The sequence below is a fragment of the Anaerostipes sp. Marseille-Q3525 genome (assembly GCF_018223505.1).
Lineage (GTDB): Bacteria > Bacillota > Clostridia > Lachnospirales > Lachnospiraceae > Anaerostipes > Anaerostipes amylophilus.
On the sequence record NZ_JAGTTT010000004.1, the window covers coordinates 128,958 to 144,003 of the forward strand.

General features: G+C 35.8%; 8 protein-coding genes. All 8 read right to left on the bottom strand.

Annotation, left to right across the window (positions count from 1 at the left end):
* Positions 1-64: 64 nt before the first annotated feature.
* Positions 65-4,804, bottom strand: coding sequence for an RICIN domain-containing protein (locus KE503_RS03710; RefSeq protein ID WP_212384511.1), 4,740 nt, complete (start codon positions 4,802-4,804; stop codon positions 65-67).
* 484 nt (positions 4,805-5,288) lie between these two features.
* Positions 5,289-6,167 (bottom strand): LysR family transcriptional regulator, encoded by an 879-nt coding sequence (locus KE503_RS03715; protein ID WP_212384512.1) that lies wholly within the window; start codon positions 6,165-6,167, stop codon positions 5,289-5,291.
* Between the two features lie 290 nt (positions 6,168-6,457).
* A complete protein-coding gene (locus KE503_RS03720) occupies positions 6,458-7,429 on the bottom strand; it encodes a sugar phosphate isomerase/epimerase family protein (RefSeq protein ID WP_212384513.1) in 972 nt (323 codons plus the stop codon).
* 47 nt (positions 7,430-7,476) lie between these two features.
* Entirely contained in the window at positions 7,477-8,283 is an 807-nt protein-coding gene (locus tag KE503_RS03725) for a pyrroline-5-carboxylate reductase family protein (RefSeq protein WP_212384514.1), read from the bottom strand.
* A 33-nt stretch (positions 8,284-8,316) separates the two neighbouring features.
* Complete coding sequence (locus KE503_RS03730; RefSeq protein WP_212384515.1) at positions 8,317-9,111, bottom strand: glycyl-radical enzyme activating protein; 795 nt, start codon at positions 9,109-9,111, stop codon at positions 8,317-8,319.
* A 19-nt stretch (positions 9,112-9,130) separates the two neighbouring features.
* A complete protein-coding gene (locus KE503_RS03735; RefSeq protein ID WP_212384516.1) occupies positions 9,131-11,512 on the bottom strand; it encodes a glycyl radical protein in 2,382 nt (793 codons plus the stop codon).
* Positions 11,513-11,581: 69 nt separating this feature from the next.
* Positions 11,582-12,895: an MFS transporter gene (locus tag KE503_RS03740; RefSeq protein WP_212384517.1), complete on the bottom strand. Its 1,314-nt coding sequence runs from the start codon at positions 12,893-12,895 to the stop codon at positions 11,582-11,584.
* A 445-nt stretch (positions 12,896-13,340) separates the two neighbouring features.
* Positions 13,341-14,867: a BCCT family transporter gene (locus tag KE503_RS03745; RefSeq protein WP_212384518.1), complete on the bottom strand. Its 1,527-nt coding sequence runs from the start codon at positions 14,865-14,867 to the stop codon at positions 13,341-13,343.
* Between the last annotated feature and the right edge of the window lie 179 nt (positions 14,868-15,046).

Here is a 15,046-nt window from a genome sequence, read left to right on the forward strand (position 1 = left end):
TAATCTGTAATATCTCTGCCTTTACCTCATATTGTTTTACTTCATAATTTTCTTAACAATATTCCTATTTAACTGTAACTACACAAACAACTTTCTTCTTACCTACTGTAACCGTAATCTTAGCTTTTCCCTTCTTCACTGCTGTGATTTTTCCTTTGGAATCAACCTTCACGATTTTCTTATTTGATGTTGTATATTTCGCTTTGGCTGTATAATTGCTTGGTTTAATCACTGGTTTTAACTTATATGTTTTTTTCTTTTTTAATGTCAGTTTCTTTGGTACTTTTCCAATAGATTTACAATCGACTGTTTTCTTGCTCACTGTTACTGTAACTGTTTTCTTTAGACCTGAAGCAAGTGTAATTGCAATCTTTGTGGTTCCTGTTTTAGTTCCAGCTTTAATCGTACAGGTTCCGTTGCTCTTTCCTGTAATTGTGACTATCTTTTTGTTGCTGGATGTCCATGATTTTACATAGTCTCCTTTTTCCAGTCCATAAACGCCTAATTGATCTGTTGATTGGTTTTGGAACAGTTTTAGAGACGTTTTAGTAACTTTTATTGTTGGCTTTAATTTTTGACCAACCGTTCGTTCTTCTTTTCTTCCACATATATTACAGATCCGTTGTTGCTTTTCGGCTGATAAAACACTTTGTTCAACTATTGTTTTCCAAGCTTCATATTGATGCCCTGTTGCTGGAATTTCTATTGGTTCATAAATTCCATATAATCCTTCTTCATCCATAAACAGCTCTTCACATATTTCACACTTCCAGTATTGCTCATACCCTGTTGTTTCACATGTTGCTGATATAGCTTCCACTTTTTGCATTTTATGCTTGTGCTGTGATGATTCTATAATTTCCCATGGAATTACTTTATTTTCTATTGTTCCATCACTCCATATATAGTTTTTGGAATCTTTCAGTTTTACAACCGCTTCATATTTTCCTACTTCTGTTGCTTTATCTCCAGAAATGACTTCAAATTTTGTGTTTCCTGTTATTCCTGTAATTGTTTGTCCATCCTGATACACCAGAATTTTTCCTGTTGGAATCTCAATCGTTGCAGGTTTAATAATTAGTTTTGCTGTAAAATCTTTACAGTTTTCGTGATTGTCATCTCCTGTTAATTTTGCAGTTACAGAATATTCTCCTGCATTAATTTTTCCATTACCAATATATTGAACATCAATTCCATCTGGAATCGTTCCTATAAGTGCTAAATATTTTTGTTCTCCATCATAAGTAAATTCTTCATTTTTAAATACAACTCCAGATAAATCATATTCTGCTTTTTCAATATTAAATCGCACTGCATCTGACTCTAGTGCATCATAATTTTTTGTTCCGTCTACAAATGCTTTTACATAATAACTTCCCGCTTCCTCTGGTTTTTTTGATCTGTAAGTTCCCAATGGTGTAGATGCAAACTTATATTCCACCTTTCCAAATTTTGCAGCTGCAAAAACATTTAGATCCTCTCCATATTTAATGTCCTCACATTTTAATTCCGATGTCCATGAATTCTTTGCTTTTATAATAGAAAATGTTGTACTCTTTTTCCCTTTGTAATTTCCCATAAATTCAATCACAACCTGAGCTGTCCCTGTGTTTACATTGTCAGAATACTGTAATATATAATCTGTCTCTTCTCTCAATAAAACATCTCCATCATAAATCTCAAATTCAGGAATTATTTCATTTCCTGTATAATCTTGATCAGGGATTTCTTTTACATTAATATTGCTATCTGCTGTCTTTGGTTCTATGACCATTTTGGCTTTTTTCACATCTAACAGTTTTTTTCCCTCATCAAAAAATCTTGCAATAACAGTATATGTTCCTGCATCTGTTTTTTTATTTCCTTCATATTCCACTGTAACTCCGTCTGGAAGCTTTTGCTCAACAACAATATTTTTCTCTTTTCCATCATAAACAAATGTTGCATCTTTAAATGTAATATCATTTACGACCTGATCTTCTTTTGTCCTTGTTGTTTCAATTTCCACTTCATTACTTTTCTTTGTATACTCAAGTTCATTATTAATTGCTTTCACATACACTGAATATTTACCTGCTGGCAATTGTATATCACTTTTTGTTGATGTTACAGATTTCTTTATATAATCTTTTCCACCATCATTGCAAACAATAATTTCATATTCATCTGCCCATGAAATCTTGTTCCATGAAATAGAAGCTGTCAAACCATCTATTGATGCATCTATTTTTAAGTCTTCATCTGAAATTAAAATCCAGTCTTGTGCTTCACTCGAATTTTCAGACCAGAGCTGTACATTCGTTTTATTTTCAGCAACTCCACCAAACACATCTAAATAATTTCCTCCGTTCTGACAGAAAATATTATAATATTTTCCATTATTCGATTTTTTAATACCCCAATGCATTGATTTCGTATTTAAATCTTTATTGGCTACTACATTACTTCCTTTATATGGATTAGAACTTGATGCAAACAATCCTGTTTTTGTGTAATTATTAATAATCTTATAAAATCCATCTCCTATATAAGTAATATTAAAAATCTGTTTCCTATCTTCTGTATTCTGATATACGTTAATATTCGTTCCATCTTGTGCAGATGCATCTTCAACGTTAAGCCCTTTTGTATGATCAAGTGCAGAAATAATTCGATAATTTCCATCTTCAACACTCTTTTGCGCATCTTTATTAACTCTAACAAAATGCCATTTCTGTGCATCTGTTTTATTCCATGTCCATGTTCTAATATTAGTTCCAGATTTAATTGTTCCATTTTCAATATCAATAGCTCGTCCATTACATCCAGAAATAATATAATAGTTATAATTATCTTCTGCCTCCTTGATAATCCAACACTGAGCTGATGTACCATTATCTTTATATAATTGCAGATTCGTGCCCTCTGTTGATGAAGCATTTTCTACATCTAATGCTAATCCTGATTGTTTAGAAGTAACTTTGTAATATCCATCTCCTAAATATGTTACATGCATAATCTGTACATCATCAGCAGAATTCTGCATCAATTCAACATTATTTCCTACAGATCCCATTCCTATTTTTGTATCTGTTGTTACAATATAATAGTCTCCATCTGATATTGTTCTTCGATTCGTTGAAGCCATTTCATATTCAGCTAAAATATTGCATTTGGTTCCAAGACTATCGCCATCAATTATAATATTTCTCCACTCTTCTCCAGAGCCTTTAAAATATATTTTATCAAGGTTATTACTTTCACTTAAAATATTTTTCCCTAATGTTTTTAATGATTTTGGAAATACTATTTTTTTCAAATTTGGGCAATTCGCCAATCCGTACTGTCCAATTCTTACAATACCTTCTTCGAAAATAATTCCTGTCAACTTATCATGAGCTTCAAATGTATGTAATGCCACCCTATTTACCTTTATGCCAGTAATAGAAGATGGTATAGTAATTTCTCCCTTTGCCTCCATGTTGCATCCATCAATACACAATCCTTCTTGTTCCAGATAATATGTTAATTTCATATTAGATTCTTTATTTTTATAAACAGCCTTTTCATTATAATGAATTTCAGCACCTGTATTTTTCAACGCATTTCTTACATCTGCTGTTAACTCTGTATTCCATGAATCCTCATCTCCTTGATAATAGATATGTTTAAGAGATGTACATCCTTTAAACACATCTGTTCCTATTTCTTTTATGCTTTTAGGAACACGGATACTTTCTAAATTTGCTGATCCTTCAAAACATTCTGATCCCAGTCGATAACATCCATTTGGAATATATACTCCTGTAACATTCATTTTATTTTTAAACACTTCTCTGGCTATACGATGAACTTTATATCCATTTACATTTTTAGGAATTGTTACATAACCTTTGACTTTGGAAGTTATACCTGTTACGGCATAGCTGTTACCATCCGAATTTATATTTTCTCCTGTAAATTCAATATTATTTTCTGTTACATTTTTAGGTAATATAGTAACCACATTACTTGAAATATCACTATACAATGGAAGTTTCACGTTTGATCCACCACCTATGTTGATCGCATAACAATCTATTCTATGTTCTCCTGCCTTATCTGTTGGCAGAACCGCTATAAAACCATGTTTTCCAACATCTGGTCTTGTCATATCTGCCTGAACTTGTCCAAAATATACCCCATCTATATAAAAGTGAATCTGCAATGTTTGTGAACTGTCGTCTTCATCCATTGCCCAACCATGAACTACAACTGTTCCATTCCCTGCTGATAACTGGTCTACACTTCCTATTGGATCATGCGATTGCTTTTTTAATCTTAATACCCCATCCCAAGGATGATAATAATAACCATCCACTGATACCTCTGTACCTGTCTGATCTCCTGTTTGAGGATATCCTCGATTGGAATGTGCTCCTACATTTTTTCCATTTCCTAAATATATTTCTGTATGCTGTTTCTCCCATATGCCTGTATCTCTTAAAAGTATATCACCTCTTTGAAGATTAGACATATTTCCAATTTGACTCCACGGAATCCAATCAAATCCATTTTGTGTAAATTGACTTCGCATATTTCCCGTATTAGCAGCTGAACCTGTATTAAATCCTGCACTTCTAAATGCAGAAATTACAAAAGAAGAGCAATCATAATTTGGTCCCCAACGATTGCTCTGGCTATATCCATGTGAATTATCATTAGCTATACCTATAGCCCAGTTTATTGCATTTTCTACTTTAGCATCTGCTGCCTTAACATTATTTTTTGAAAAAATTATTAATATTACGGCTAGCATCAATATGATACCTCTATATTTTTTCATACATTCCCTCCTTTTTTCCGTTCACAAAATATTCACATTTATTATACCATTGATTTTATATTCTGAAAATTATAATTATAATCATAAAAACTTATTTATATGTCATATAAAATTGATCTTTTAAGAAACAATAAGCTGCAAAATAAAAAGCAGCCATTTTTGACTGCTTTTTCATTTTCTTTATTTTTTTCACTAAAATCATTTTATCAGTATTGCTATTAATACCAATATATATTACACTAATCACTAAGGTGCTACCATGAAACGGTAGGCGGTTAGCCTCCTCTCCGGGAGTTATAGCCCGGTTTACATAGAAATCCAATCTAATTGGAAATATATACGCAGGAGGAATAGATGTATGTTAAGTGTAGATACCCTCATTGGCATAATCAGCCTTTGTATGACTTTTTATAGTCTTGGATATTCTCACGGTAAACGAGATTCTAAATAATACCTGTCAAATATTTTATACTATTATTATAAATTATAATTCTCCATCTTCTATCAAATCCATAAACAACTTAATAACCGGGTTCGTATTATTAGGATTCGTCACGCATACATAAGAATCTGAATACTCAGATTCGAAAGGAATACTATGATAATAAGGATTATTCAGCAAATAAGGATCATGTGGATTGGAGATCGTTACCCCGTTTTCTGACATTACCTTAAAATACGCAATCTCTGATGAACTCACACCCACCTGTTGTACGCCATCCAAGCAAAAGATATCTTTAAGAATCCGATCAACCTGATATCCATTTGGTGATGTTAAATAGAAAGTCTCTCCGCACAGATCATTATATTCTAGATGATCTTTTCCTGCTAATCTGTGATCTTGGGATACTACGATCAAAGTTTCCTCTTTCTTTAATTTCCGCACCTGAAATCCTGCTTCTTCCCAGTGTGGAAGTTCCAGTCCGATCGCAATATCGATACTTCCATTTTCAAGTCCTCTGTGCTGGTCTGTTGTGGACATCTTATTGTAATTTAATTTCAATGCCGGCCAGCTTTCTCGCAGTTCGTCGATGATCTCAAAAAACATATATTCTGAATAATATCCTGCCTGAAATGCAATAGAAAGCGTTCCACTCTTCCCTTCCGAAGCAACCTTCGCTGTCTCCAATGTATGATTAATCTGAGAAAGAGCTTCCTTCATCCCATCATAAAGGATCTTTCCCGGCTCCGTAAGCTTCAAAGGCTTACTATGGCGGTTAAACAAACGGTAACCCAATTCTGATTCCAACATCTGAATCTGTCTGCTGATCGTTGGCTGTGAAGTATAAAGATGTTGTGCAGCATATGTAATATTACCAATCTCAGCAACCGTAATAAAATACTTTAATTGTTGCAATGTCATACCCAAATTCTCCTTTTTACCCATCAATTTTCACTTTTTTATTATAACATACAAACAGCCAATCTCTAAAGTTAAAATCCAACGCACTTCCGTACTCATTCCTTACCTATATTTCTTGAACAAACTAAATTTAAATAAAATAAACAGCAACTACTCAGGGACCGTAGGAGCACGTTGGTGCTTAATGAGCAGTGATGATTTATCATCACTGTCGAATTTAGCGTCCATTACATGCGAGTCGAACGAGAGTGCGTCCCTGAGTAGTTGCTGTTTATTTTATTTCAAAGATTTTATTTATTTAAAAAATAATTACTTTCTCCATAGATCTTAGAAGCGTTGAATCCAATACCTAATTCTTTGTACATATATTCAACAGACTCTTTTAATCCCTGAAGTTCCATTTCACGACCTTCTTCAATACTGTGTCCTGATAATGGAAGTTCGATTTCTAAGTCGATTGTGTCAAGTCCTTCTGGAGCTTTTTCTCTTAAGATATCCATGATCGCGCGGCAGTCTACGTTACCCTGTCCGATTGCTGTTCCTAAAGAATGTGTTCCGTCTGGATCAGCGAATACTCTATTGTCACAGAAATGTACGCAGTAGCAGTATGGAGCCATTCTGTCTACACAGTCAGCAATACCTTCCATTAACATTAAAGAGTTAATTGTATCGCAGCAAGCACCGATCAATGGGTGATTTAATTTTTCTACTAACCAGATTACTTCGTTTGCGAATAAGTCACAATGGTTTTCGATAGCGATCTTTAAGTTGTATTCTTCGATCAGTGGAATGTTAGCTGCAAAATCATCATAGATAGCGATCAGCTGTTTCATTACTTCTGGTGATAAGCAAGAGTGAGAAGATTTTTCTGGGTGTTCTACGTCTGTGCTGTATTTCACCAGTTTACATCCTAATTTGTGAGCAATGTGTAATGATTCTTCTAATCCACAGTTTACACGAGGATCAGATGGTGCATTGAAGGAAATGTTTAATTCAAGTTCGATTCCTGCATCTTCAGCGATCTTTCTGCATTCTGCAAGATGTTCATCAGATGTATCGTTCTGGATATCTACTAATGTAATGTGAAGAACGTCAAGACCTACTTCAACAGCGATATCTACTAAATCTTTAAATGTAGCAACCTGTTCAAATGCATGATGCTCACCATATTCCTGGAATCCCCAGCTTTCTCCGAATCCTGATAAATGTAATGTGTAGCTGTGCATTCCTAATTTGAATTTTCTGTCGTGATTTGTAATCATGATTTTTCTCCTTTTATATCATTTCTGATTTATATGTTCGTTTTGATCTATTTCTGATTTCCAAGTTCTCTGCAATGTTCTACAGATACTTTTACGAATTCATGGTACATTGCGTCAAATCCCATAGATTCGATCTTTTCAAGAGCTGTAACTGTAGCTCCTCCTGGAAGTCTTAATGCTTTTTCAAGATCTTCAAGACTTGTATCTGAAGAAAGGATCATTTCTGCACTACCTTTCATTGTTTCAGCAAATAAACGTACTGCTGTTTCTGGATTTAATCCTAAATCTTTTGCTTCTTTTACCATTAAGTTAGCGATGTGGTAGAAGAATCCTGGAGCAGATCCGTTAAATGGCAGGATTTCAGCCATCATTCCATCTGGGATTTCTTCAACTAATCCACAAGATCTTAAGATTGCGCATACTTTATCAACATCTTCATCTGTACAAGCTTCAGAACGAGATACAGCGAATGCTCCTTCTCCTACCTGAGAGCTCATGTTTGGCATACAGATAACGACTTTGCAGTCTTTTCCAAGATGTTCCTGATACCATGGCTGTTCAACACCTGTTACAACTGTTAACATAACCTGGTCTGGTCTGTAGTTTTCTGCTAGTTCATCAATGATGAATCCTACAACTTTTGGTGTTACTCCAAGAACTAACATTTCAGAATTATCGATTAATTCTTTCATGCTGTCAAATGTTTTGTAACCTCTTGAAGCATAATCTTTACGAACTTCTTCATTGATGTCGTAGATACCGATTTCTGCTGGATTGTAATCCTCATTCATCTCTGCACCTCTGTGCATACTACGAATAATGTTTCCTGCTGCAATAAATCCATAACGTAACATAATAAAATTTTCCTCCTATAAATACTTTATATATTAAATGATAGTTTTAACGTATTTTTCTGTGATGTCTTTACACCACTGCATATGTTCTTCACTTGGAACTTCTATTTCTGCTAATGGATATTCCATTCCGAGCTTTCGATAAGTGTCTGTTCCCAGACGATGATATGGAAGTAATTGTAAATGATCAACACCTTTAAGATTTCCTAAAAACTGTGCTAGTGCAGTCAGATCTTCTTTGGAATCATTTACTCCAGGGATCAGAGGTCTTCTTATGACCATTTTCATATTCGGTCTTCTTTCTTTCCCTGCTTTTTCGATATTGCTCAGAATAAGAGCATTATCTACTCCGGTATAATATTTATGTCTTTCTGGGTCCATCAATTTCATGTCAACAAACGCCGTGTCTAAACATCCAAGAATTGGTTCTATCTTGTCCCAGTCTGCATGGAAGGAAGATTCGATCGCCGTATTAATTCCTTCATAACAGGAACGGCGAAGGATATTATATGCAAATTCGGGCTGGGCTAAGATTTCTCCCCCTGATAATGTCACACCACCGCCTGAGTGGAAGTAGAAAAGACTGTCTTTTCTAACTTCCACCATCACGTCTTCTACTGTCATGATCTGGCCGTATGTGATCGTGCCATCAAGCGTTGTCTGTATTTTCTTTTGATAACTTTCCGGAGTTGAACACCATTTGCAGCGTAATGGACATCCTTTTAAGAATACAACCGTTCGAAGTCCATCTCCATCAAAAATAGAGCTTTTCTCAATTCTTAAAACATTTCCTTTCATGTCCATTCCTTCATAAGTCTGATACATCATAGTGTTTTAACCTGTTATCCTATCCCCAGTTTTCGATTTCTGTACGCTGGATGATGTCATCCTGGATATCTTTTCCTAATTCTACAAAGAATGCTGTGTATCCAGCTACACGTACAAGTAAGTCTTTATAGTTTTCTGGATGTTTCTGAGCATCGATCAGTACTTCTGGATCAATGATGTTGTACTGTGTATGGTAAACATCTAATGTACACTGTGTTTTTAACAGAGTCATCATGTTATTTAATCCACGTTCTCCTTCTAACAATTTTGGATCGATCTTTAAGTTCATCTGTGTTCCCTGTGTGAAACGAGAATGAGGAAGGTTACTGATAGATTTTAATAATGCTGTTGCTCCGTTTACGTCTGTTCCACCTGTTGCTCCGATTCCGTCTGCAAGTGGTGTCCAAGCTTTACGTCCGGAAGGAAGGGCTCCTACGCTCTGTCCGATCGGAACGTTTCCTGATACTGGAAGCATACCAGCTGTTAATTTACCAAATGCTGAATCATAGCTTTCAATCTGGTCTACTAAGTAGTTATAAATCTCACCTGCACAGAAGTCTGCCTTAGGATCGTCATTTCCATATTTAGGAGCTTCCATACACATTTTGTAGATTTCATCATATCCTTCGAAGTTTGCATCTAAAGCTTTGCAAAGTTCGTCCATTGTTAATTTCTTCTCATCGTAGATCAGGTATTTGATATCTGCACAAGAGTTGATGATATCTGCCTGTCCGATGATGTTGATTCCATTACCTACATTGAATTCTGCTCCACCATTTGCATAATCTTTTCCTGTTTCCATACAGTTTGGATATGTTAGGGATAATGCTGGTACTGGACGATAGTTTTCACTTAAGTAATCAAGATAAGAGTTCATTGTTGCCATTGTATGTACGAAGTAATCAATCTGTTTTTTGATCGCTCCCATAAATTCATCAAACGTCTTGAAATCACGAGGATCACCAGTCTGAATAGATACCTGTTCCCCATTCTTACGGCTCTTACCATTTGTCATAACCATATCTACAACACCACCCATACTGATCTCTCCGATGTCAGTATAAGATTTTAAGCGTCCTTCAAGGTTTGTTTCAACACATCCACATGGAGTCCAATCCCACGCCTGAGAAAGAGGTACACCTTTGTTCAGTAACATCTTGATACCTGCATCATCGTGGTATACCGCTGGCATTGTACGTCCCATACGGATACATTCAGCAGCTTTTCTTAAGAATGAATCTGGATTCTTGGAAATGCTGTAACGTACTGTCATGTTAGGCTCTTTTAATGCTGTATCTTCTGTAGCCTGGATCGTCATGTAAGAAAGGTCGTTTACTGCATCATTTCCGTATCTGTCGATACCACCGGCACATACCTGAACTGTCATGTTATATCCAGCAGAGAATGCTGCACTCTCTCCATCCTGGAATAATCCCATTTCTGCGATCTTGATCCAGAAGCAGTCAAGTAATTCCTGAGCATCTTCCTGAGTCATGATTCCTTCTTCGATATCTTTCTTATAGTATTCGATCAGGTATTGATCCATACGTCCTAAGTTGTAAGAAGAAGCGTTTTGTTCCATGAAGATACAGAATTCATATGTTAACATACTCTGTAATGCTTCATAGAAGTTACGAGGTGGGTTTTCTGGAACATGACGGTTAACTTCAGCGATCTTTAATAATTCTGCTTTACGAGTTTCATCTGTTTCTTTTGCTGCCATTTCTTCCGCTAAGTCTGCATGACGATTTGCAAGAGCAACGATTCCATCTGCTGTGATGATCAGAGATTTGTAGAAGATCATCTGTTTTAAAGTATCTTCTCCTGCTGCATCATCTAATGCTGCAAGTTTTTCCTGAGCTTCTTCTTTGATACCTTTGATACCTTTTGCAAGAAGAGTTCTCCAACCTGGTGTGTTTTCTCCGTATCCACGAACGAATTTCTTGTCTACATATAACATTCCACCATCACGCATTGTTCTTACGTCTTCTGGCATCATTGCATTCCAACGGTCAAGGACACATTTTCCTCTCCAGTATGGTGCAACTTCTTCCATGAATAATTTTTTATTTTCATCTGATAAATAGAATGGATCATATTTACGTGTGCTGATCGTATCTAACTCTTTTTCGATGACAGAACAAGCTGAATCTGGGTTTAAGATACCTGCACGAGGTTTGAATGCTACACCACCAACTAATAACTCGTTGTCCTGGATGAAGATTGGTTTGTTTTCATAAACTTTCTTCATACCTGTAGCTTTCTGAATCTGCCAAGGCTGTCCTTCTGTTTCTTTAAATCCCTGTGTTACATAATATGCATCCAGGATATCCATTTCAACGCGGTGAGACATGTAATTTTCTCTTAACGCATTGATTCTCTTCATATAATCTCTCGCCATGAATTTTTCCTCCTAAAAGTTTGCTAAGGGTTTATTATAATTTTTGCTATGTACTGCTTTATGTAAATATTAATTAGCTGCTACTTTATCTTTGCCTACTTTTTTTAAGTAAGATGCTGAAGTTTCTGGTGCGAATAACTGGCACACAACTCCACCTAATACAAGGACTGCTGCACATACAATCAGTGTTCCTGTTCCTCCGATGCTGTCCATTAAGATTGGTAATAAGAATGTTCCAAGTGCTGCACCGATTCGGCTGAATGCTACAACAATACCAACACCAGTTCCTCTTACACGGTCATCGAATAATTCTGGTGGATAAGGCCACTCCATAACAACTGCGATTGACATGATCAAAGCGTATGCTGCAAATGCGATCACTGTGATGATGATGGAAATGTTCTGTCCAATGATCATAACTACTAATGCGATTGCTGCTCCAAAGAATGTTGATGTTAAAAAACTTCTTCTTGACATTCTTGCACATAACCATGTTCCTGCAAATGCACCTGCCATACAGAAGACATCATAAATAATACTTGATGTATTCGCATCTCCCATATTTAACTGTCCAATTAAGATTGGAAGGAAGATACCAACTCCAAAGTAAGGGAATACCTGACATGCGTAGAACATTCCACCTACTAAAGTGTTTCTTCTATATTTAGGACTGAACAGTTCTGCAACAGATACTTTTTCTTCTTCTTTTTTCTCTTCTACAACAACTTTATATTCAGATCCTAATTTCTCTGCTATTAATTTATTTGCTTCTTCAACTCTTCCAACAGATGTCATCCAGCTTGGTGATTCAGCCATTCCACATGCGATTCTTGCGATTGCTGCGATCGCTCCTGGAATTGCAGAACTTGCAAAAATGATATGGTAATCTGTATGTAAGTTACTCATGACCAGTCCTGCGAAGAATGATAAAACATAACCAAATGTCCAGTAAATGATGAATTTACTTAAGTAAGATGGTGCTGTTTCTGGATCAAACCACTCAGAAATGATCGTGCTTCCTACTGTATAATCGACTGCGATACAAAGTCCGATCAGAATTCTTAATATCATGATCACTGCTACGCTTGACGTAAAGAACTGTGCGATTGAGAAGATTGTAAATAATGCCATGTCAAGCACTAATAATTTGCTTCGTCCAATCTTATCTGCAAGGTTTCCTACTACCAAACTTCCCGCAAGACCGATCAGCGTTCCTGCTCCAAGAAGTCCTACCCAAAATGTATTCAGTCCCAGATCAGCTTTTCCTTCTGTTACTGCTGTTCCTGCGATTCCAAGTGCGAAACCACATGCGATCTGTCCTAAAACAGCACAAAGGAATAACATTTTATGAAACTTAGAATACGGAGCTTCTTTGTAATTCATTTCTTTTTTCTCCTCTTTTTGTAAATATTTTTCGTTAAAAATGTAACATTCAAGGTCAAAAAAATATATCACGATCTTTAAAAGCAAATTTGTTTCAAGGATTTTTTATTTTCTATTATTCCTTGAAACCATTGTTTTTCCTTTGTATATCAGCTATCGCTTTCCCCTTTCTCTAACCTTGTTAATATTATAACAGCATTGTATTTATATGTGAAATATCGGAACTGTATGTCACTATTTATATTTTGAATACTTCTGTCATTTTGAACAATCTTTCTTTGTGTTCTGTATACAGGATTTTTCTTAATAATAAAATGAAGGAGTCACCCAATAAATATATATCAGATGACTCCCTCATTCGGTTCATTTATTATGTTACACTGTAAGTTGCAATCAGTAATTTATCCTAATTGCCACTTACAGCAATGTTATGGATTTCAAATTTTTAATCTACATGTTCATTATCCTGTTTCTTTCCAGATTTAAAAAACGCAACTGCACATAAGATCATAACAATGCTCTGCAATAATCCATTTAAATTGATCATACCTTTGATCGCAGTTGTTCCCCCACTGATAACAAGCGTACATGCTACTGCTGCCAGAATAATACCAACTAAAACTTTCTGTTTCTTAGGTGGTTCATCATCTGCAGATAATCCATCAACAGATAATGTTGACGCTACAGATGCCATTGGGTCTGCAAGTGTGCAGAAGCTTAAAGTGATCGTACACAGGAATAAGACCGTGATGATCTTGCTGCCTGGCAAACTTCCAAGTATCTGAAATACCGTTGCCTGCATTCCGGATGTCTGAACCGCATTCCATACATCTAAAGTTCCAGATGTCTGTAAAAAGATTGTCTGCCCACCAAAGATTCCGATCCAGATGATACAAAAGATTGACGGTACTAATACCTGAACTAACATAAATGTACGAACAGTTCTTCCTTTTCCCATACGAGCAAGAAACATTCCGATGATTGGTGCATACATGATAAATGAGTTCCAGTACATAACGCTCCACTCAGAGAACCAAGTATCTTTTGGTGCCATGGCATTCATAAGCATGGTCTGAGTTCCCCAATGGTCGATGATAAATCCGATTGCTTCGGATGTGATCTTTCCGATAAATGGTGTATTTCCAAAAACGAAAACGAAGATTAGTAAGAAGATAAAGAAATACATACAAATGCTTGAAATAATTTTCAATCCTTTTCCGATTCCTGATACACAGGATAAAATAAATATCGTTGATACAAAGGCTGCGATCAAAATCCATACGATTGGTGACTGTGCAATTCCAAAGACTGTCTCGAGTCCTGCACCGATCTGCATCAGTCCAACACCCATAGAGTTTGCTGTCGCTCCCATCAAGCAGAAGATTACAAGACATGTAACAATTGTATTCAACCAAGGAATCTTTTTATTTGTAACGCATTCTACAATCGAAGAGATTGATAAACTCTTTCCTTTGTTAAAACATAAAATCGCAAATGCTGCTCCACAGACTGCATACATTGCATACTGGATAAAACTCCAATCCCACATCGCCTGTGCTACTGCAAAGATACCAGCAGTTCTTGTCTGTGCCTGACCGATTGCTGTTGGTGTCTGCATATAATGGAAAATCGGTTCCCCGATCGCCCAGAATAACAATCCTGTTCCAATTCCTGAACAGATTGACATCGCACACCATGTTGGCATACTGTAATCTGGTTTGGCATCTTTTCCACCAATGATCACATCCCCATACTTTCCAATGATGATCACTGCCGCAAGTATCAAAAACACCAGTGACAAAATATTAATATATGCCCCAAAGTAATTTGCGATCACACTTAGGATCTTCGTCATCGCATTTCCTACTGCCTGTGTATTCACAATTCCTGCAATAACAAATGCTACCAACGCAATAACCGCTGGCCAAAATGCCAGCTTATTAATCTTACCTACACTATTCTCTTCGTTCATTCCACCTTACATCCTTTTCTGATTCTCTTTTGTTTGTGTTTTTGTTTCACAAAGTTCGTTATTTTTCTAACAAATGTAATCAAAAATATTTTAGGACAACTTATTATTTTATATAAAAATTATCCTAAATAGACAATTGTATTGAAACAATTTTCTATATTTTTTTCATATTGCATAAG

What these genes read in the sequence shown, in the direction of transcription:
- KE503_RS03720 (WP_212384513.1), bottom strand. Translation starts at nt 7,429, where the DNA reads ATGATTACAAATCACGACAGAAAATTCAAATTAGGAATGCACAGCTAC.
- KE503_RS03710 (WP_212384511.1), bottom strand. Translation starts at nt 4,804, where the DNA reads ATGAAAAAATATAGAGGTATCATATTGATGCTAGCCGTAATATTAATA.
- KE503_RS03745 (WP_212384518.1), bottom strand. Translation starts at nt 14,867, where the DNA reads ATGAACGAAGAGAATAGTGTAGGTAAGATTAATAAGCTGGCATTTTGG.
- KE503_RS03740 (WP_212384517.1), bottom strand. Translation starts at nt 12,895, where the DNA reads ATGAATTACAAAGAAGCTCCGTATTCTAAGTTTCATAAAATGTTATTC.
- KE503_RS03725 (WP_212384514.1), bottom strand. Translation starts at nt 8,283, where the DNA reads ATGTTACGTTATGGATTTATTGCAGCAGGAAACATTATTCGTAGTATG.
- KE503_RS03730 (WP_212384515.1), bottom strand. Translation starts at nt 9,111, where the DNA reads ATGATGTATCAGACTTATGAAGGAATGGACATGAAAGGAAATGTTTTA.
- KE503_RS03735 (WP_212384516.1), bottom strand. Translation starts at nt 11,512, where the DNA reads ATGGCGAGAGATTATATGAAGAGAATCAATGCGTTAAGAGAAAATTAC.
- KE503_RS03715 (WP_212384512.1), bottom strand. Translation starts at nt 6,167, where the DNA reads ATGACATTGCAACAATTAAAGTATTTTATTACGGTTGCTGAGATTGGT.